Annotated in this window: 17 protein-coding genes and 3 tRNA genes; 9 read left to right on the top strand and 11 right to left on the bottom strand. The window is 67.1% G+C overall.

What is annotated here, in order from left to right; translation table 11 throughout:
• The first annotated feature begins 62 nt into the window (after positions 1-62).
• Complete coding sequence (locus HRV97_RS04555) at positions 63-1034, top strand: alpha/beta hydrolase (protein WP_425505728.1); 972 nt, start codon at positions 63-65, stop codon at positions 1032-1034.
• Between the two features lie 28 nt (positions 1035-1062).
• On the opposite strand, the gene HRV97_RS04550 is transcribed toward HRV97_RS04555, so the two are convergent.
• From HRV97_RS04550 to HRV97_RS04530, 5 genes are all read right to left on the bottom strand, one after another.
• The gene (locus HRV97_RS04550) at positions 1063-2076 is read right to left on the bottom strand and encodes an SMP-30/gluconolactonase/LRE family protein (RefSeq protein ID WP_174192440.1); all 1014 of its coding nucleotides are present in this window, start codon (positions 2074-2076) and stop codon (positions 1063-1065) included.
• A gap of 29 nt (positions 2077-2105) precedes the next feature.
• Positions 2106-4346, bottom strand: a complete 2241-nt coding sequence (locus HRV97_RS04545; protein WP_246248507.1) for a glycoside hydrolase family 3 N-terminal domain-containing protein — start codon at positions 4344-4346, stop codon at positions 2106-2108.
• A complete protein-coding gene (locus HRV97_RS04540) occupies positions 4343-5449 on the bottom strand; it encodes a Gfo/Idh/MocA family protein (RefSeq protein WP_174192748.1) in 1107 nt (368 codons plus the stop codon). Before HRV97_RS04540 ends, HRV97_RS04545 begins: the two co-directional genes overlap by 4 nt.
• A gap of 322 nt (positions 5450-5771) precedes the next feature.
• Positions 5772-5847, bottom strand: a tRNA-Ala gene (locus HRV97_RS04535).
• Positions 5848-5932: 85 nt separating this feature from the next.
• The gene (locus HRV97_RS04530; protein ID WP_174192439.1) at positions 5933-6253 is read right to left on the bottom strand and encodes an FYDLN acid domain-containing protein; all 321 of its coding nucleotides are present in this window, start codon (positions 6251-6253) and stop codon (positions 5933-5935) included.
• A 96-nt stretch (positions 6254-6349) separates the two neighbouring features.
• Between HRV97_RS04530 and aroA the strand changes: the two genes are divergently transcribed.
• The 7 genes from aroA (at position 6350) to HRV97_RS04495 (ending at position 12754) form a co-directional block, all read left to right on the top strand.
• Positions 6350-7684 carry a 3-phosphoshikimate 1-carboxyvinyltransferase gene (gene aroA, locus HRV97_RS04525; protein WP_174192438.1) on the top strand — a complete coding sequence of 445 codons (1335 nt, stop codon included), beginning with the start codon at positions 6350-6352 and terminating at the stop codon, positions 7682-7684.
• The gene (locus HRV97_RS04520) at positions 7681-8307 is read left to right on the top strand and encodes a (d)CMP kinase (RefSeq protein ID WP_174192437.1); all 627 of its coding nucleotides are present in this window, start codon (positions 7681-7683) and stop codon (positions 8305-8307) included. Before aroA ends, HRV97_RS04520 begins: the two co-directional genes overlap by 4 nt.
• A 258-nt stretch (positions 8308-8565) precedes the next feature.
• The gene (rpsA, locus tag HRV97_RS04515) at positions 8566-10272 is read left to right on the top strand and encodes a 30S ribosomal protein S1 (protein WP_174192436.1); all 1707 of its coding nucleotides are present in this window, start codon (positions 8566-8568) and stop codon (positions 10270-10272) included.
• Between the two features lie 183 nt (positions 10273-10455).
• The gene (gene ihfB / locus HRV97_RS04510) at positions 10456-10734 is read left to right on the top strand and encodes an integration host factor subunit beta (RefSeq protein WP_174192746.1); all 279 of its coding nucleotides are present in this window, start codon (positions 10456-10458) and stop codon (positions 10732-10734) included.
• A gap of 69 nt (positions 10735-10803) precedes the next feature.
• Positions 10804-10887: transfer RNA gene (locus HRV97_RS04505), tRNA-Leu, on the top strand.
• Positions 10887-12326: an ABC transporter substrate-binding protein gene (locus HRV97_RS04500; RefSeq protein ID WP_174192435.1), complete on the top strand. Its 1440-nt coding sequence runs from the start codon at positions 10887-10889 to the stop codon at positions 12324-12326. The genes HRV97_RS04505 and HRV97_RS04500 overlap by 1 nt, the downstream gene beginning before the upstream one ends.
• 5 nt (positions 12327-12331) lie before the next feature.
• Complete coding sequence (locus HRV97_RS04495; RefSeq protein WP_174192434.1) at positions 12332-12754, top strand: DUF4112 domain-containing protein; 423 nt, start codon at positions 12332-12334, stop codon at positions 12752-12754.
• A 13-nt stretch (positions 12755-12767) separates the two neighbouring features.
• Here the strand turns inward: HRV97_RS04495 and HRV97_RS04490 are convergent, their stop codons facing one another.
• The gene (locus HRV97_RS04490) at positions 12768-13964 is read right to left on the bottom strand and encodes an exo-beta-N-acetylmuramidase NamZ family protein (RefSeq protein WP_174192433.1); all 1197 of its coding nucleotides are present in this window, start codon (positions 13962-13964) and stop codon (positions 12768-12770) included.
• Positions 13961-14491: a DOMON-like domain-containing protein gene (locus HRV97_RS04485; RefSeq protein WP_174192432.1), complete on the bottom strand. Its 531-nt coding sequence runs from the start codon at positions 14489-14491 to the stop codon at positions 13961-13963. Before HRV97_RS04485 ends, HRV97_RS04490 begins: the two co-directional genes overlap by 4 nt.
• Before the next feature lie 50 nt (positions 14492-14541).
• Between HRV97_RS04485 and rimO the strand changes: the two genes are divergently transcribed.
• Positions 14542-15873, top strand: coding sequence for a 30S ribosomal protein S12 methylthiotransferase RimO (rimO, locus tag HRV97_RS04480; RefSeq protein WP_174192431.1), 1332 nt, complete (start codon positions 14542-14544; stop codon positions 15871-15873).
• 117 nt (positions 15874-15990) lie between these two features.
• Here the strand turns inward: rimO and HRV97_RS04475 are convergent, their stop codons facing one another.
• The 4 genes from HRV97_RS04475 to HRV97_RS04460 form a co-directional block, all read right to left on the bottom strand.
• On the bottom strand, positions 15991-16380 hold the full coding sequence (locus HRV97_RS04475; RefSeq protein WP_246248506.1) for an HIRAN domain-containing protein: 390 nt from the start codon (positions 16378-16380) through the stop codon (positions 15991-15993).
• A gap of 54 nt (positions 16381-16434) precedes the next feature.
• Positions 16435-16511 (bottom strand) — tRNA-Met (locus tag HRV97_RS04470).
• Between the two features lie 55 nt (positions 16512-16566).
• Entirely contained in the window at positions 16567-17106 is a 540-nt protein-coding gene (locus tag HRV97_RS04465; protein ID WP_174192429.1) for a 2'-5' RNA ligase family protein, read from the bottom strand.
• Positions 17103-19016, bottom strand: coding sequence for a potassium transporter Kup (locus HRV97_RS04460; protein WP_174192428.1), 1914 nt, complete (start codon positions 19014-19016; stop codon positions 17103-17105). Before HRV97_RS04460 ends, HRV97_RS04465 begins: the two co-directional genes overlap by 4 nt.
• Between the last annotated feature and the right edge of the window lie 125 nt (positions 19017-19141).

Here is a 19141-nt window from a genome sequence, read left to right as displayed (position 1 = left end):
GCTACCAGCCATCGTCGGCGGCCAGATGGCGGCGGCAGGTAGGAGCTGGATCGGGAATGAACATGATCGTAAATCGTCGCCTGATGCTCGGCGCCGCCGCCGCGCTGCCGTTCGTCAACCTTGCCCGCTCCGCGGCTGCGGCGCCGATCACCTGGGGCGAGACGATCGCCTTGTGGCCCGGCAAGGCTCCGGGCACGCCCGCGCGGCTGCCGATCGGCCGGATCCAGAACCAGTCGAAGCGCGCCGACTTCAACGATCGCTGGCTGACCGGTATCGACCGCCCCACGATGATGGTGCGGCGCCCCCCGGCGCCGAACGGTACGGCGGTGCTGCTGGTGCCGGGCGGCGGCTACGGGTTCCTCGCGATCGACAACGAGGGCGAGGAGCAGGCGCGCTGGTTGAACGCGCTGGGCGTCACCTGCTTCATCCTGAGCTACCGCTTGCCCGGTGAAGGCTGGAGCGATCGTGCGCGCGTGCCGCTGCAAGATGCGCAGCGGGCGATGCGCGTGATCCGCGCGCGTGCCGCATCCTACGGCGTGGATGCCTCGCGCGTTGCCGTACTCGGCTTTTCGGCCGGTGGGCATCTCGCGGGCAGCCTCGCGACACGCTTCGACGAGCACACCTACGCGCCCGTTGACGCCTTCGATCGACATTCGGCGCGCCCCGATCTGGCCGGATTGATCTATCCGGTGGTCAGCATGGACGCACCGTTCACGCACGCGGGGTCGCGCGACAATCTGCTCGGCAACGGCGCCGATCAGGCGAGTCGGCGCGCAGCCTCGGTCGAATTGGGCGTGCGCGCGACCACCCCGCCGATCTTCCTGGCGCACGCGAGCGACGACGGGCTGGTGCCGATCGCCAACAGTTTGGCACTGTATCAGGCGCTGCTGGATCAGAAGCGCGAAAGCGAGTTCCACGGCTTCGACAAGGGCGGCCACGGCTTCGGCGCGCGGCTGCCGAGCACGAGACCCGCCGCGGCCTGGCCGACATTGTTCGCCAGCTATGCGCGGCGTTTGAGCCTGTTGCCGGGGTAACCGACCGGGCGCGCCACGGCGATCGCGATCAGCCCGCGACCTTTAACCGGACACGTGCGACCGAGTCGCTGCTGGTCAGGAACAAGGTGCGGTTATCCTCGCCGAACGCGCAATTGGCGATGGCCTTGCCCGTCGCGATCATGCCGAGCTTTCGTCCATCGGGTGCGATCACGTAGATGCCGCCTGGACCGCTCGCGAACAGATATCCGCTGCGCGCCACCTTCATGCCATCGGGCAGTCCGGGCAGGCCGCGGCGGAACTCGGGGGTGAAATCGACGAAGCGGCGCCCCGGTCCACTCGGCAAGCCGTCCTTGTTCAGGTCATAGACGCGAATCTCCGGCGCGGCCTCGTCGGAGCAGGCGACGTACAAGCGGTCGCCGCGTGGCGACAGGCCGATGCCATTAGGGCGGTGCAGCGATTGATCGATCAGATCGACCTTGCCTGTGGATCGCAGGCGATACACGCCGTTAAATCTGAGCTCCTTGAGCGGCGATGCGTCACCTTCCGCCAACCCATAAGGCGGATCGGTAAAATAGATCGCCCCATCACGCGCGAGCGCAACGTCGTTGCAGCTGTTGAAGCGCTTGCCCGCGAACCGATCAGCCAGGATCGTCTTGCGCCGGGTTGCGAGATCGACCCGCGCGATCGCGCGTGTTCCCGAATCCGCCATGATCAGCCGCCCGGAAGCGTCGACCGTCAGTCCGTTCGCTCCGGCCTCACGGATGCCGGCCGGCACCGGACCGCTCAGGCCCGATGGATGCAGGAACGGCCGCGCACCCTCGCCCTGTTTCCAGCGGTGCACCGTATTGGCGGGCACGTCGGAGAACAACAGATACTCGCCCCGTGCGACCCACACCGGCCCCTCGGCCCAGCGATAGCCGGTCGCGATCGTCTCAATCGGTGCCGCGACGTCGATCAACGTGTCGAGTTCGGGGTCGAACCGCGTGATCCCCGCCGCTGTGTCAGCCGCGATCGCACGCCCGCTCGTCATCAACAGCGCCGAGGCTCCGGCCAGGACCGAGCGGCGGGTCACGTTCAACATCTGCGTCACATCCACTTAAACCAAACCAATCACACCACCGCCACCGCGGTGGCGATCGACGCGGCAGGCAGTGTGCCCTCACCCGCGGCGACGCGAAAGCGTCCGCGCGCGCGGATGTCGGCGGACGAACTGCCGACCATCACATCGATCACGCCCGCCTCAATCACCCATTTACCCGCCTTCCACAGCGCGAGCTGCGCGTGCGTGAGCGTGAAGCGCACCGTTCGTTGCTCGCCCGGCTTGAGCGCCAGCCGGTGAAAGCCGCGCAATTCGGTGATCGGTCGCGCGACCGTGGCGACGGGATCGCGCACGTAGAGCTGGACGACCTCCTCTGCCGGAACGCTGCCGGCATTGGTCACCGCGACGCTGACGATGGCCGCGTCGGCGCGCTCCTCGATCGCGAGCGTGCTATAGTCGAAGCGCGCGTAGCTCAGCCCATGACCGAAGGCGAACAACGGCCCGATCGCGGCGTCATGGTAGCGCGCGCTGTCGATCGCCAGATCGGGGTTGGCCGGACGTCCACTCGGCACGTGCGCGTAGCTCATCGGCAATTGCCCGGTGACGCGCGGCATCCCGATCGGCAGGCGACCCGCAGGCGATACCTTGCCTGACAGAATATCGACGATCGCCGGCCCGCTCTCGATCCCTAGAAACCAGGTCTGCAGCACCGCGGGAACGCCATACAATGCTTGTTCGAGCGCGAGCGGGCGTCCACCCATCAGCACCGCGACGATCGGCTTGCCGGCGCCCCGCACCGCTTCGATCAACGCCTGCTGCTTGCCGGGCAAGGTGAGGTCGGCGCGGCTGCGTGCCTCGCCGGTCAGGTCGTAATCCTCACCGATCGCCAGCACGACCACGTCGGCCGCCGCCGCGACGCGCGCGGCACTCGCGAGGTCGCTTCCGGAATCGAACGTCGCCTGCGGCAGCGCGCGACGCAGCGTCACCGCATCCTCCGCCTGCCCGCGCGCGCGCCACGAACCGAGCGCGGAGGAAGCATCGTCGGCCAGCGCACCGATCAGCGCGATCCTGGCACCCGCCTTGAGCGGCAGCACCGCGCCCTCGTTGCGGAGCAGGACGACCGAGCGCGCGGCGATGTCGCGCGCCGGCTTGCGCGCGAGCGGCGCCTTCTCGCGCGCCTCATCACCGAAGGAATAAGGATCGTCGAACAATCCCAGCCGCGCCTTGGCCGCCAGGATGCGCCCGACCGCCTCATCGACCAGCGGCAAGAGCGTGGCATCGGCAGCGACCGCGGGGGCGAGAAAGTCGGCGTAGGTGCTGCTCGCCATGTCCATGTCGATCCCGGCGCGCAGCGCCAGCGCCGCCGCCTCGGCCGGGGTCGCCGCGACGCCGTGGTTGATCAACTCGCGGATCGCATTCCAGTCGCTGACCACCAGCCCCTGATAGCTCCAGCGACCGCGCAGCTCGCCACGCACCAGTTCCGCATTGGCGGTCATCGGTACGCCGCCGACGTCGTTGAACGCGGTCATGAAACTGCCCGAGCCAGCGCGCATCGCGGCGTGGAACGGCGGCAGATACACTTCGTGCAGCGGGCGTTCGGACATATCGGCGCTGTCATAATCCCGCCCGCCGGCCACCGCGCCGTAGCCGACAAAATGCTTGGTACACGACAGGATGCGTCCACGCCCTGCCGGCATGCCCGCCGGACCTTCCAGCCCGCGCACCTGCGCCTCGGCCATGCGGCTGCCGAGATAGGCATCCTCGCCCGCGCCCTCGACCACCCGGCCCCAGCGCGGATCGCGCGCGACGTCGACCATCGGCGTGAAGGTCCAGTGCAGCCCGGCCGCCCATGCCTCCTCCGCCATCAGCGCCGCGGCCTGCTCCATCGCCGCCGGGTCCCACGTCGCGGCGAGTGCCAAGGGCACCGGCAGGGTCGTGCGATAACCGTGGATCACGTCCATCGCGAACAGCAGCGGAATGCCGAGCCGCGACTCCTCCACCGCGATCTTCTGCAACCGGCGCAGCGGCTCGGCGCCCGCGACGTGCAGGAATGAGCCCATCTCGCCGCGCCGCACGCGGTTGAGCATGCCGGGGTCGAGCCGCGAGTTGAGCGCCCGCTGCCGTCCGCCGGCGATCTGGTTCATCTGCCCGATCTTTTCCGCAAGCGTCATGCGCGCGATCAGGTCGCGGATGCGCGCGTCGTGCCGGGCATTGCCCGCGACCGTCGCCCGGACCGGCATCGGCGCCCAGGCGGAGGCGGCGAGCAGCGCACTCGCCTTCATCACGTCGCGTCGGTGGAAGGTGGACATCATGCCAGCGACACGGCCCGCCGCTCACGCGCGGAGCGATAGATCGCCTCGATCAGCCGCATGTCGCGCAAGCCTTCCTCGCCCGAGGCGCGCAGCGGGATGCCGGTCAGTATGCTCTCGGGCAGGTGATCGAGTTGCGCGACGAACTGGTTCTTGCGCGGCGTCGACACCGACACCTGCTCCGTATCGCCGCCGGTGCGGGTGAACAGCTTCTGACCCTCGTAGGAGGTGGCGGGCTCCATGCCGACCCAGCCCTTGGTGCCCGTGACGCGAAAGGCATTGTGCCCAGACGAGTAGCTCGACACGCAATTGGCGATCACGCCCGATGGGAACTTCAACTGAAAATCGATGCGATCCTCGACGTTGCGGAAGCGCGGGTCGGTTCGGTCGGTGTACTCGGTCGCGACCAGTTCCATCGGCTCCTCGCCGGCGAGATAACGCGCGGCGTTGAGGCTGTAGATGCCGATGTCCATCAACGATCCGCCGCCCGACATCGGCCGGTCGAGTCGCCACTGACCCGGTTGCGCGAAGAAGCCGTGCTCGGCAGTGATCAGCGTCGGGCGCCCGACGAAGCCAGTCTTCACCAACTCGACGCTGCGCAGATTGTGCGGCTCGAAATGGCAGCGATAGCCGATCATCAGCTTGCGGTTCGCCGCGCGCGCCGCCTCAATCATCGCCTGACACTCGGCGACGGAGACCGCCATCGGTTTCTCGCACATCACGTGCTTGCCCGCGCGGCTAGCACGAATCGAATATTCGGCATGCATCGAGTTGGGCAGCACGACATAGACCACGTCGATGTCGGGATTGTTCCGAAGCTTGTCGTAATCGGCGTAGCTGTAGCGGTGCGTCCTGGGCACGCCATATTCGGCGCCGTAGCGCTCCAGCTTCTCCGGCGTGCCGCTGACCAGCGCGACTAGGCGCGCATACTCGCAATTCTTGAACTGCGGCATGATCTGCCGTGTGGCGTAGCTGCCGAGCCCGACGATCGCGTAGCCGAGCTTACGCTTGGGACCATTTTGCGCCTGAGCCTGGCCAATCAGCGCGGAACCGGCAAAGCCTGCACCGATCCCCTGCAACACGGTTCGCCTGTTCCAATCCGCCATCATGCGATCCCTCGATATAGTCGAGGGTAGCGATATCAGCTGAGATTGCCGGGGTCCAAGACGACATGGTCGTATGTCGGGGGCAGTGACCTCGCCTGAATGCGCCGTGATGGCGGACGTCGAACCAGCGTCGCTACGCAGCGGCGGGATCAGAGCAATTGTTTGTGGCGGCTGTTGCTACGGCGTCAGGGATCAAGGCCGTGACCCTGAGCACATGGTGTGCGATCGCCTGCGCCGTGCCGAGCAGTGCGCGACACAGCGATCAGTCCGGCATAGTCAAGCCTAGGATGATACAATCACGATGTCAGGACAAACCATGGAATGGTGGAGCCGAGGGGGATCGAACCCCTGACCTTCGCAATGCCATTGCGACGCTCTCCCAGCTGAGCTACGGCCCCATTCCGTTGGGAAGCGCCCACTAACCGGGCGCTGCAGGCTTGGCAAGCGGTGGATCGCACCTTTTGCCAAGCCGGACGCAAAAACTTAGTGTTCGTCGTCGTCGCTGGGTGCCTCGACGCCCAGGTCGTCGTCGCCGCCCAGATCGACCTCGTCGTCGGCCGAGGGCTCCTCGTCCTCCGCGGGTGCCAGATCCTCATCGTCATCACCGGCCAGATCGCTGTCGGGCGCCTGCTTGTCGGACTTCACCGCCTCGAACGGCATCGGCTGCTTGGACTTCAGGATCGGCTCGGGCGCCCAGGCGTACCCGCAATTAATGCAGGTGATGGGATCGTCCTTGGTCAGGTCGTAGAAACGCGTCGCGCATTTCGGGCACGTACGCTTCGTGCCCCATTCCGGCTGGATCATGCCGTGAAAAGCCTTTCGGATGGGTGGTTCTGCAGGATAGCCCTGAGAAGTGGGGCGCGCCTTGCCATAGCACAACCCGGCTGGCAAGCGGCGCGAATGTCGCATGCCGAACCCTCCCCGTTGACCGTACCGATCGCCACCCGCCTGTCGGGGCGCATTCGCGTGCCCGGCGATAAGTCGATCAGCCACCGCGCGCTGATGCTGTCCGCGCTGGCGGTCGGCGAGAGCCGCGTCGAGGGATTGCTGGAGGGCGAGGACGTGCTCGCCACCGCCGCCGCGCTGCGCGCGATGGGCGCGCGGATCGAGCGTGGCGGTGACGGCGCGTGGACAATCAACGGCGTCGGCGTCGGCGGATTACTGCAACCCGCGAGCGCGCTCGACATGGGCAATTCGGGCACCTCGACGCGGCTGCTCATGGGGCTGATCGCCTCGCACCCGATCATCGCGAACTTCACCGGCGACGCGTCGCTGTCGTCGCGCCCGATGGAGCGGGTCATTACGCCCTTGTCTCGGATGGGTGCAGACGTCACCGCGTCGCCGGGCGGGCGCCTGCCGCTGATGCTGCGCGGCCTCTGCCCCGCCGTGCCGATCGAGTACGAATTGCCCGTCGCCTCGGCGCAGGTGAAATCGGCGATCCTGCTCGCCGGGCTCAACACGCCCGGCATCACCCGCGTGATCGAGCCGGTGCCGACGCGCGACCACAGCGAGCGGATGCTCGCGGGCTTCGGCGCCGAGGTGCTGGTCGAGCAGACGTCGCGCGGCCGCGTCATCTCGATTACCGGCGAGGCGGAGTTGCGCCCGCAACAGATCGTCGTCCCCGGCGACCCCTCTTCCGCCGCCTTCTGGCTGGTCGCCGCCACGATCGTGCCGGACAGCGACGTGGTAATCGAGAATGTCGGGCTTAATCCGACCCGCGCCGGGCTGGTCACCGCGCTCCGCATGATGGGCGCGGACATCACCGAGCTTGATCCGCGCACCGTAGGCGGTGAGCCGGTCGCCGACCTGCGCGTCCGTCACGCGGCCTTGAACGGGATCACCGTGCCGCACGACCTCGCGCCGTCGATGATCGACGAATATCCGGTACTGTTCGTCGCCGCCGCCTTTGCCGCTGGCCGCACGATCGCGCGCGGCGCGGACGAGCTGCGCGTCAAGGAAAGCGACCGCATCGCCGCAATGCGCGCCGCGCTGGAGGCGAACGGCGTTTCGGTCACCGAGCACGCGGACGGCCTGTCGATCGACGGCACCGGCGGTGAGGCAATCCCGGGCGGCGGCTGCGTCGCGACCCAGCTCGATCACCGCATCGCGATGAGCATGACGGTGGCCGGCCTGCATGCCCGCGCGCCCGTCATGATCGACGACGTGTCGCCGGTCGCCACCAGCTACCCTGTGTTCTTCGACCAACTCGCCCAGCTGACCGGAGCCTCCGCATGATCATCGCCGTCGATGGCCCCGCCGCCTCGGGCAAGGGCACGATCGCCAAGGCGCTCGCACGCCACTACCATTTGCCTCACCTCGACACCGGTCTGCTCTACCGCGCGGTCGCCGCCACCGTGCGCCGGATGGAGCTCAATCCTGAAAAGGAGGCCGATGCGGTTGCCGCGTGCGACTTCGACGAACTCACCCTCGCCGACCCCGGCCTGCGCGACGACGATGTCGGCCAACTCGCCTCGATCGTATCCGCGCACCCGTTAGTTCGCGCCGCGCTGCTCCAGCGGCAGAAACGCTTCGCGCACCAGGAAGGCGGCGCGGTGCTCGACGGGCGCGACATCGGCACCGTGATCGCACCCGACGCACAGGCCAAGCTGTTCGTCCGCGCGACTCCGACGATCCGCGCGCAGCGCCGTCACAACGAGCTCAAGAACCGCGGCAGTGCGGCCAGCTTCGATCAGGTGCTCGCCGACATCCGCGCGCGCGACGAACGCGACAGCAGCCGCTCGGCCGCCCCCCTCATCCCCGCCAGCGACGCCGCGCTGCTCGACACCAGCTTCCTGTCGATCGACGCCTCGGTCGCGAAGGCGATTGCGCTGGTGGAGGCGCGCCGCACGCCGGCGTAAGCGCTGCTTGCCTGTACGGCGCCGTTCAGGTATGTCGGTCCTGTCCAGCGAGCCGGTGTTCGCGGAGGCACGGCGCGGCGGGCTGGTCCCCTCGCGCCCTTTTCGCATTGGCGTCTAGGTCCTCCACGCATTCCTCGACCCGCGCGGATACCGCGTTTGGCATGGGGCCAGCGTGGTGTTTTGGCCCTGGGGTCACACCCTAGACCAGCGGAACCAACCGCTTGGCCGGAAACGACAACGTTTAGGACTTACGGATTTATGGCCTCTACGGCAGCTCCCTCACGCGACGATTTCGCGGCAATGCTCGATGACATGTTCGGCGGCGCCGACAGCTTCGAGGGCCGCGTGGTGCTCGGCACCGTTACCGGCATCGAGAACGACCTGGCCGTCATCGACGTCGGCCTGAAGAGCGAAGGCCGCGTGCCGTTGCGTGAATTCGCGCCCGCGCCCGGCCAGAAGGCCGAGCTGAAGATCGGCGACGAAGTCGAAGTATACGTCGACCGCGTCGAGAACATGCACGGCGAAGCGATGCTCAGCCGCGACCGCGCGCGCCGCGAAGCCGCCTGGGACAAGCTCGAGGTCGAGTTCGCCAAGACCGCGCGTGTCGAGGGCACGATCTTCGGCCGCGTCAAGGGCGGCTTCACGGTCGACCTGTCGGGCGCCGTCGCCTTCCTGCCGGGTTCGCAGGTCGACATCCGCCCGGTGCGCGACGTCACCCCGCTGATGGACATTCCGCAGCCGTTCCAGATCCTCAAGATGGACCGCAAGCGCGGCAACATCGTCGTGTCGCGTCGCGCGGTGCTCGAGGAAACCCGCGCCGAGCAGCGTTCGGGCCTGATCCAGAGCCTGGCCGAGGGTCAGATCATCGAGGGCGTCGTCAAGAACATCACCGATTACGGCGCGTTCGTTGATCTCGGCGGCATCGACGGCCTGCTGCACGTCACCGACCTGTCGTACAAGCGTGTCCAGCACCCGTCGGAGATGATCAACATCGGCGACACCGTGCGCGTCCAGATCATCCGCATCAACAAGGACACGCAGCGCATCTCGCTCGGCATGAAGCAGCTCGAGAGCGATCCGTGGGATGGTGCGAGCGTGAAGTACCCGGTCGGCGCGAAGCTGTCGGGCCGCGTGACCAACATCACCGAGTACGGCGCGTTCGTTGAGCTCGAAGCGGGCATCGAGGGCCTGGTCCACGTCTCCGAGATGAGCTGGACCAAGAAGAACGTCCACCCGGGCAAGATCGTCTCCACCTCGCAGGAGGTCGACGTGATGGTGCTCGAGGTCGACGCCGAGAAGCGTCGCATCTCGCTGGGTCTCAAGCAGGCGCAGAACAACCCGTGGGAGGCGTTCTCCGCCGCTCACCCGATCGGCTCCACGGTTGAAGGCGAAGTCAAGAACGCGACCGAGTTCGGCCTGTTCATCGGCCTCGACAACGACGTCGACGGCATGGTCCACATGTCCGACATCGCCTGGGGCGTTTCGGGCGAGGACGCGCTCAACCTGCATCGCAAGGGCGAGACGGTTCAGGCCGTCGTGCTCGACATTGATCCGGAGAAGGAGCGCATCTCGCTCGGCATGAAGCAGCTCGAGCGTGGCGGTCCCGTCGCGGCGGGCGCGGGCGACCGGATCGGCAAGAACCAGGTCGTCACCGTCACGGTGCTCGAGGTTCGCGACGCGGGTCTGGAAGTGCAGCAGGGTGACGACGGCGCGACCGGCTTCATCAAGCGGACCGACCTCGGCCGCGACCGTGACGAGCAGCGTCCGGAGCGTTTCCAGGTCGGGCAGAAGTTCGACGCGATGGTGACCGGTTTCGACCGTTCCAAGAAGCCGACCTTCTCGATCAAGGCGATGCAGATCTCCGAGGAGAAGCAGGCGGTGGCGCAGTACGGTTCGTCCGACTCGGGCGCGTCGCTCGGCGACATCCTGGGCGAAGCGCTCAAGGCGCGCGAAACCAAGAAGTAAGCGTACGTTCCTTCATGGGACACCCGGGAAAGGGGTCGGCGTCGCCGGCCCCTTTTTCACGTCCGGCGACCTGATCATTTCGCAGGCATGATGACGTTTCGGTCCTATCGTCCGGACGCATTTACCTGTATCAACTTAGGTCTATCGGCCAGTGCCGGCGTTCGTTGCGAAATGGGGATGGGAATGATTCGGTCGGAACTCGTGAACCGGCTCACGGAAGAGAATCCGGAATTGTCGCAGCGCGACGTCGAGGCGATCGTGACAACCTTCTTTGATCAGATCACCGATCGACTGGCCGCCAACGGCCGGGTCGAGCTGCGCGGCTTCGGCGCCTTCTCCACCCGCCAGCGCGACGAGCGCACCGGCCGCAACCCGCGCACCGGCGAGACGGTCGACGTAACCGCGAAACGCGTGCCTTATTTCAAGCCCGGCAAGGAAATGCGGCAGCGCCTCAACGTCTGATCCGCGACGGAAAACCCGATCGGAACTTGACGCGCGGCAACGAAGCGCGCTTGTGCGCGAACCACATGCGCGGACGTGGCGGAATCGGTAGACGCTGGAGACTTAAAATCTTCTGCCCATGGCGTGCGGGTTCGAGTCCCGCCGTCCGCACCATGACCTTCGGCGTCGTCCTACCGGCGCTGCTGCTCTCCACCTCTTGCGATCGCCGCGCCGACGTCGGACCGGTGGTGGTCAGCGTCATCGGCGACAAGCCCGAGCTGGCGGTGTCCGCGCGGCGCGCGCTGTCGCTGCCCGAGCGCGTGCTGACCGACGCGGTCGCCGAGGGGCTGGTCCGCTTCGACGCGGCCGGGCAGATCGAGGGCGGACTGGCCGAACGCTGGACCGTGACCGACGACGGCACCAGCTACATCTTCCGTCTGCGCAACGCGCGCTGGGCGAGCGGCCAGCCGGTCCGCGCCGGCGAGATCGTCACCTTGCTCAAGCGCCAGCTCACCCGTAGCGACGTGGCGCCATACCTTACCGCGATCAGCGACGTGGTCGAGATGACGCCCGAGGTGATCGAGGTCGAGCTGGCGCGTCCGCGTCCCGACCTGCTCAAATTGTTCGCACAACCCGAACTCGCGCTGGTGCGCAGCGCGTCGGCGGGCGGCGCAGGTCCGCTGCACGTGGTGCGTGAAGGCCGTCACTCGCTGCTGCTGCGCCCGGTCGTGGATCCCGATCGCGACCCGGACAACGCCGGTCCGACGCCCGAGGACGACGTACGGCTGATCGGCGAGCAAGCGGCGCGAGCGATCGTGCGCTTCGTCAACAAGGCCGCCGACCTCGTCACCGGCGGAACGATCGACGATTGGCCGCTGGTGCAGCGCGCCGAGCCTGCCGCCGCCAACATCCGCCTCGATCCCGCCGCCGGGCTGTTCGGCCTCGCGGTGCAGCGTCGCGACGGGTTCCTCGCTGATCCGGCGAACCGCGCCGCATTGTCGGCCGCGTTCGATCGCGCCGCGCTCGTCGCGGCGGTGTCGCCGGAGTGGAGTGCCAGCGAGGCATTGCTGCCTGACCAGCTCGACTCGCTCTCTCCGCCCACCCGCCCCGGCTGGGCGACGCTGCCGCGCGAGCAGCGACTGGGGGCGATCCGCGCACGCGTCGCCACGTGGCGCGCGGCCAACGGTGTCCCGGCGCTCGGCGTCGCGCTGCCCGACAGCCTCGGCGGGACGATGCTGTGGACGCGGCTCGCCGCCGATCTCTACGCCATGGGCGTCCGCCCGGTGCGCCTCGCCGCCGACGATCCCGCGGCCGATCTGCGCCTGATCGACAAGGTCGCGCCGTACGACAGCGCGCGCTGGTATCTGTCGGAGGCGTGTGTCGCCTGTTCGGACGAGGCGCGCGCCGCGATCGAGGATGCGCGGCTCGCCCCGACGCTCGACGCGCGTGCCGCGACGATCGCGCGCGCCGATGCCGCGCTCACCGCCGACACCGCTTATATTCCGCTCGCGCGCCCGTTCCGCTGGTCATTGGTCGCGCTCAGACTGGTGCAATGGCAGCCGAACGCGCGCGCATGGCATCCGTTGAACCATCTGCGCAGTGATACCAGATAATTGATATGACCACGCGCCCGACGATCATGCCCGGCTTCGCCGCCGCCAACCTGCCGCTCGGTCGCGATCCGGCCTCTGTGCGCCGCCGCCTGGTCGCGATGGAGCAATTGCTGGAAGGATTGTTCGTCATCCCCGGCATCAACCGACGCGTCGGCCTCGATGTGGTGCTGGGCATGATCCCCGTTGCGGGCGACGCGGTGGCGGCAGCACTCGGCGGCTGGCTGGTGTGGGAAGCGCGCAACCTCGGCATGAGCAAGGCGTCGTTGCTGCGCATGACCGGGCGCGTCGGCTTCGACGCGCTGCTCGGCCTCATACCGTTCGTCGGCGACGCGGCCGACATCTACTACCGCTCGAACACCAAGAACTTGAAGCGCATCCTGCGTCACCTCGACAAGCATCACCCTGCCACGGTGACGATCAACAATTAGGAACGATCGAGCGTCAGTAGAGCAGGAATGGCGCCCGCGTTTCTTCCCAGGCACGCTCGTCGGGGATCGTCAGCGCGTCCAGATCGCCCGGCTGTGCGGCTGCATCGTCAACCCACTCGCGCAAGCCCGGTCCGCCGTTGATGACGTCGATCGCCAGCTTGTCGAACTCATATTCGTACGGAAAATCGCGCCACAGCGGATAGTCCGGCCGAAGCGCGCGCAACGCCTTGAACGCGAGCGCCTGCAACCGCCACGGCCGAAACGCCGCATGGTCGTAGGCAGCACCCTCGGCGTGAATGAACACCCCCGCGCACAGCTCGCCGGCATGCTTGTGAAACGTCGGCTGAAACCAGATATCGCGCAACGCGCACCCGTTCAGCCACTCGGGCGCGAGCCGCCGCATCTCCGCAATCAGCGCTCGCGCGTCCACGTCTGGTGCGCCGAACAACTCGAGCGGCCGCGTCGTGCCGCGCCCTTCCGACAGCGTGGTACCTTCCAGCATCACCGTGCCGGCATAGGCACGCGCCATGTTGACGTTCGCCGCATTGGGGCTCGGGTTGATCCACACCCGCGTCTCGGGCCAGCCGTATCCGGGCGCGGCCTCGAGCGCCCATCCCTCCATCGCGACGACCCGGTAATCGACGTCCAACCTGTAGTGCGCGATGAACCAATGCCCGAGCTCACCGAGCGTCATGCCGTGCCGCATCGGCATCGGCCCCGCCCCGACGAAGCTCTCCCACCCCGAACGCAGCGTCAGCCCTTCGATCGGCCGCCCCGCGGGATTGGGCCGGTCGAGCACCCACACCGACTTGCCGTGCGCCGCTGCCGCCTCCAGCACGTAGAGCAGCGTCGTCACGAACGTGTAGATGCGGCACCCCACGTCCTGCAGGTCGACCAGCATGACGTCGAACGTGTCCATCGACTCGGGCGTCGGCCGCCGCACCTCGCCGTAGAGGCTGAACACCGGCATGCCGTAGGTCGGGTCAGTGAAGTCGGGCGACTCCATCATATTGTCCTGCAGGTCGCCGCGGACGCCGTGCTGCGGCCCGAACACCGCGGACACATTGACGCCCGCCGCCATCAACGCATCGAGCGTGTGCGTCAGGTCGGCGGTCACCGACGCCGGATGCGCGAGCAGCGCGACGCGGCGGCCCTCAAGTTCGCGGCGGAGGCTCGCATCGGCGAGCAGGCGGTCGATCCCGAGATTCATGGCTGCGCTGGTGCCGGCAGCCGCGCGGTAAAGCAATCGCGGTGATGGAAGTCGGGCGCGCCGGGCGGATGCGCCAACGCCCAGAACGAACGCCGTCCGCCCTCCTCCTCGATCACCGCAGTCAGCGACATCAACAGCTCGCCGTGCGGCAATCCGCCCAGATCGCAGTCGACCTCAACGCCTTGTCTAATCCGCGTGACGTGCGGCACGAGGTCGCGCGATAGCTCGGCCATGCCGTCGCGGTAGCCATCGAACGCATACGCCGCCCATGCACTCGACGGCGAGAAGTTGAACTCGACGTAATGCTCCTCGTCGTCGAACATCAGGAACAGCTCGAAACAGGTCGTCCGCCACAATCCGTCGCTACGCACCGCGCTGGTCCGCTCGGGCCACACCGCTGTTTCTGCTCCATCGACCACGTAGTTCAGCAGCATAGCGCCGCCGTCAATCATGCGCAGGTCGACCGTCACCCCGCGCACACCGAGCGGCGGATGATCGGGGTGAGGCGTCAATGAATATCGGCTCATCACCGCACTCTAGGAAAAGCGCGCACGAATCGCTATGTCCGCGCACTCTCATGGCAACGCAACTTCCCTCCCCGCCCCGCGTGGGCATGGTGTCGCTCGGCTGTCCCAAGAACCTGGTCGACAGCGAACGCATCCTGACCCAGCTCCGCGCTGACGGTTATCAGATGAGCGCCGATTACTCGGGCGCCGACGTCGTGCTGGTCAACACCTGCGGCTTCCTCGATTCCGCGAAGGAGGAGAGCCTGGAGGCGATCGGCGAGGCCATCGCGGAGAACGGTCGCGTCATCGTCACCGGCTGCATGGGCAAGGAAGCCGAGGCGATCCGCACCCGCTTCCCGCAAGTGCTCGCGATCACCGGCGCACACGAATATGAGCAGGTGGTGGAGGCGGTCCACGCCGCCGCGCCCGCCTCGATCGGCCCCTATGTCGACCTGATCCCGGATGCCGGCCTCAAGCTCACGCCGCGCCACTACAGCTATCTGAAGATCTCCGAAGGCTGCAACCACCGCTGCTCCTTCTGCATCATTCCGTCCTTACGCGGCGATCTCGTCAGTCGCCGCCCCGACGCAATCCTGCGCGAGGCGGAGAAGCTGGTTGCGGCCGGCACGCGCGAGCTGCTCGTCATCAGCCAGGACACTTCGGCCTACGGCATCGACATCCGCCGCGAGCCGCGCATGTGGAAGGGCCGCGAGGTCGTGCCGCACATGACCGATCTCGCGCGCGAACTCGGCCAGATCGCGCCCTGGGTTCGGCTCCACTACGTCTACCCCTATCCGCACGTCGATCAGGTCATCCCGCTGATGGCCGACGGGTTGATCCTCCCCTATCTCGACATCCCGTTCCAGCATGCCGCGCCCGCGGTCCTGCGCCGCATGAAGCGCCCCGCGAACGACGCCAAGGTGCTCGACCGCATCCGCGCGTGGCGTGGCATCTGCCCCGACATCGCGATCCGCTCGACCTTCGTCGTCGGCTTCCCCGGCGAGACCGAGGCGGACTTCGAATATCTGCTCGACTGGCTGGATGAAGCGCAGCTCGACCGCGTCGGCGCATTCCGCTTCGAACCAGTCGAGGGTGCGACCGCCAACCTGCTGCCCGACCACGTGCCCGAAGAGGTAAAGGAAGAGCGCTACGCCCGCGTAATGGAGAAGACCGCCGCCATCTCCGCCGCCAAGCTCCAGCGCAAGATCGGCCGCACGCTTGACGTCATCATCGACGCGGTCGACGCGGAGAGCGGCGGCGCGACGGGCCGCTCCTACGCCGACGCACCAGAGATCGACGGCGAGGTCCAGCTGCGCGATGCCGGTCACCTGACCCTCGGCGACATCGTACCCGTCCAGATTGAGGACGCGGACGACCACGACCTCTACGGCGTCCCCGCCTGACGCGAGCGGGGCGTCGAATGAGCCGACGCCCCCTCACCAGCGCCGTCATGCTGAGATAGTTTCAGCATCCATTCCTCGGCGATACGACTCCTGTCGAGCGGGCACGAACGCCCCCGACTAAGCCCCAAACTCCGGCCCATCCGGATCGGGCCAGAAGTTCGGCTCCTCCGCCGTCACCTCATCCCGCTCCCGCGTTACCGGCAAAGTCGGCGCGCCACCGCCGATCCGCAAGCGCAGATAGCCAGCACCGCCGGCCAGCCCCTGGTAGATCGCGACTATCTCGTCACCCGCCCTAATCCGCGCCCCGATCCACGGCGCACGCTCGGCGCTCAGGTATCCGACCTGCAACCCGCTCGAACTGAACACCGCCACAGCCTGCGGATCGACCGGGTTGCGCGGCTCCGGCACCAGCGTCATCGCCGCGCCGGGTGACAACAGCATCAGCTCCGATCGTCGGTTCGAGCGTGCACGATCGTTGTTGGGAAAGTCGATCCCGACGATCGCCAACGTCAGCTCCTTCACGGGCGAACGGCGATGCGGGACATACGCAGACGCTCCAGTTGGTAGCGGAGGAGGGACTTGAACCCCCGACCCCAGGATTATGATTCCCGTGCTCTAACCAGCTGAGCTACTCCGCCATGAAGCGACCGGAGCGTCTGCGAGGCGCGGGCTATAGCAGCCGCGGAAACGCCGTCAAGCGCTGAACTTGTGCACCGACAATTGCTCCCACGGGCCGCCGCGATACCACCATGCCGCCAGCCCCGCGACCTGCACCACGCGCGGCGCGAATGTGGCCTGCAGCGCGGCAAGCGTCTTCTTGGCCTCCGCGGGCTCGACCTTGTTCTGGATCGTCACGTGCGGGCGCCAACCGGCCTGATCCTGCGGCGTCAGCAGGCCCGTGAACGCCTCCGCCAGCCGCGCCCTGAGCGCGACCAGGTCGGGGCTCTCGATCCGGTACGCGACCCCGCGCCCCAGTGTAATGAGGCCGCCGACACGCGCGTCAGGCGCACGGACCCCGCGCGTCTCCTCGTTCAACCGCCGCTTGACCTCGGCCGCCACGCTCGGCGGCAGATGGTGGAACATCGTCAGATGCGCGTCGAGCTGATTGCGCTCGGGTGGGAAATACTCGCGCCGCTGCTGGTCGAACCACGCTTGGTCGGGGCCGGCGAAGATCGCGGTGACGATGATCGGTGCGTTCAGCGCGCTTGCCCCATGATCCTCGTGCGCGCTCATATCTCGATCTGGCTTCCCAACTCCACGACGCGGTTCGTCGGCAATCGGAAGAACTCCATCGCGCTTTCCGCGTTGCGCAGCATCCACGCGAACAGCTTCTCGCGCCACACCGCCATGCCGGGCCGCTCCGACGCCAGCAGCGTCTGGCGCGACAGAAAGAAGCTCGTCTCCATCATGCGGAACTCGGCGCCGCACCCGTCGAAGCCCTTGAGATGTGCGGGCACGTCAGGCTCCTCCATGAAGCCGTAGCGCAAGATCACGCGGTGGAATCCCTGCCCCAAATCCTCGTGCAGGAACCGATCTTCCTCGGGAAAATACGGCATGTTGGTGACGCGCACCGTCAGCAGGATCACGCGGTCGTGCAGCACGCGATTGTGCTTCAGATTGTGGAGCAGCGCGGGCGGCACACCCTCGGGCGTCGAGGTCATGAACACCGCCGTCCCCGACACACGCGTCGCCGAGTTGGCGGCCGAGTCGATGAAGATCTTGATCGGCATCGCTGCCTCGCGCATCCGCTCGAGCATCAGCTTGCGCCCGGTCGACCATGTGGTGAGCAACAGGAACACGATGCTCGCGATCATCAGCGGGAACCAGCCGCCGTCGGGCACCTTGGTCAGGTTGGACGCGAAATACAGCCCGTCGATCGTCAGGAAGATCGCCTCGAACGCGATCACCGCGTAGAGCGGCCAGTGCCACACGCGTCGGATCAGCACGCCGACCATGCAAGTCGAGATGAACATCGTTCCCGTCACCGCGATGCCGTAAGCGGCGGCGAGGTTCGACGACTCACCGAAGCCGAAGATGAGCAGCAGCACCATTACCAGAAGCGCCCAATTCGCGCTCGGGATGTAGATCTGCCCGGCTTCCGAGGCGCTGGTATGCTCAATACGGATGCGCGGCATCAGCCCGAGCTGCACCGCCTGCTGCACGACCGAGTAAGCACCGGTGATGACCGCCTGGCTCGCGATCACCGTCGCCATCGTCGCCAGGATGACCAGCGGCAGCCGCCATTCCTCCGGCGCCATCAGGAAGAATGGGTTCTCGGCCGCCGACGGCGTCGCCAGCAGCAGCGCGCCTTGCCCGAGATAGTTGAGCATCAGCGCCGGAAACACGAACACCAGCCACGCCCAGGAGATCGGCTGGCGTCCGAAATGCCCCATGTCGGCGTAGAGCGCCTCCGCGCCCGTCACGCACAGCACGACCGAGCCGAGCGCCAGGAACGCGAGTTGCCCGTCATTGGCCGCAAAACGCACCGCCCAGATCGGATTGAGCGCCCACAGGATGTCGGGCCGCGCCGCGATATGGATCAGCCCCAGACCTGCGAGCACGACGAAATAAACCAGCATGATCGGGCCGAACAACCGCCCGACCTTCGCGGTCCCGATCGACTGCATATAGAATAATGCGATGATGATCGTCACCGCAATCGGCAGCACGAACGAGTCGAACCCCTGTTCAACCGTCGCCAGTCCCTCGACCGCCGACAGCACCGAGATCGCGGGCGTAATCATGCAATCGCCGAAGAACAACGCAGTCGCGAGCACGCCCAGCATCACTAGGCTAGTGCCCCAGCGCTTGCCCGACTGCGAACGTCGCTGGATCAACGCGAGCAGCGCCAGACTGCCGCCCTCGCCGTTGTTGTCGGCGCGCAGGATCATCAGGACGTACTTGACCGTGACGATCGAGATCAGCGACCAGAACATCAGGCTGACGACGCCAAAGATGTGCAGCTGATCGACGGTCAGCGGATGGTGTCCGACGAACACCTCCTTCATCGCGTAGAGCGGGCTGGTGCCGATATCGCCGTACACGACGCCGATCGCGCCGACCGCCAGCTTCAGCAAGCCGTCGCGGGCGTGGTGATGGTGCGTGCCCGCTTGCGCGCGCGCCGCAGGATCCTCGGTGTTCACGCCTGCGCCGCTCTGACCAAGGTCACGGCCACGTCCGTTTGTGTCCCCATTGCGCCGCCGCGCCTAGCACTCTCCCTATGCCCCCGCAACGCGGAACAGGAAGCGAACATGAAGCGTTCGGCCCG

Source organism: Sphingomonas hominis, assembly GCF_013328205.1.
In the GTDB taxonomy this organism is placed as follows: Bacteria; Pseudomonadota; Alphaproteobacteria; order Sphingomonadales; family Sphingomonadaceae; genus Sphingomonas; species Sphingomonas hominis.
The sequence above is the reverse complement of the archived record's forward strand: the minus strand, read 5'-3'. Positions and strand labels throughout refer to the sequence as shown.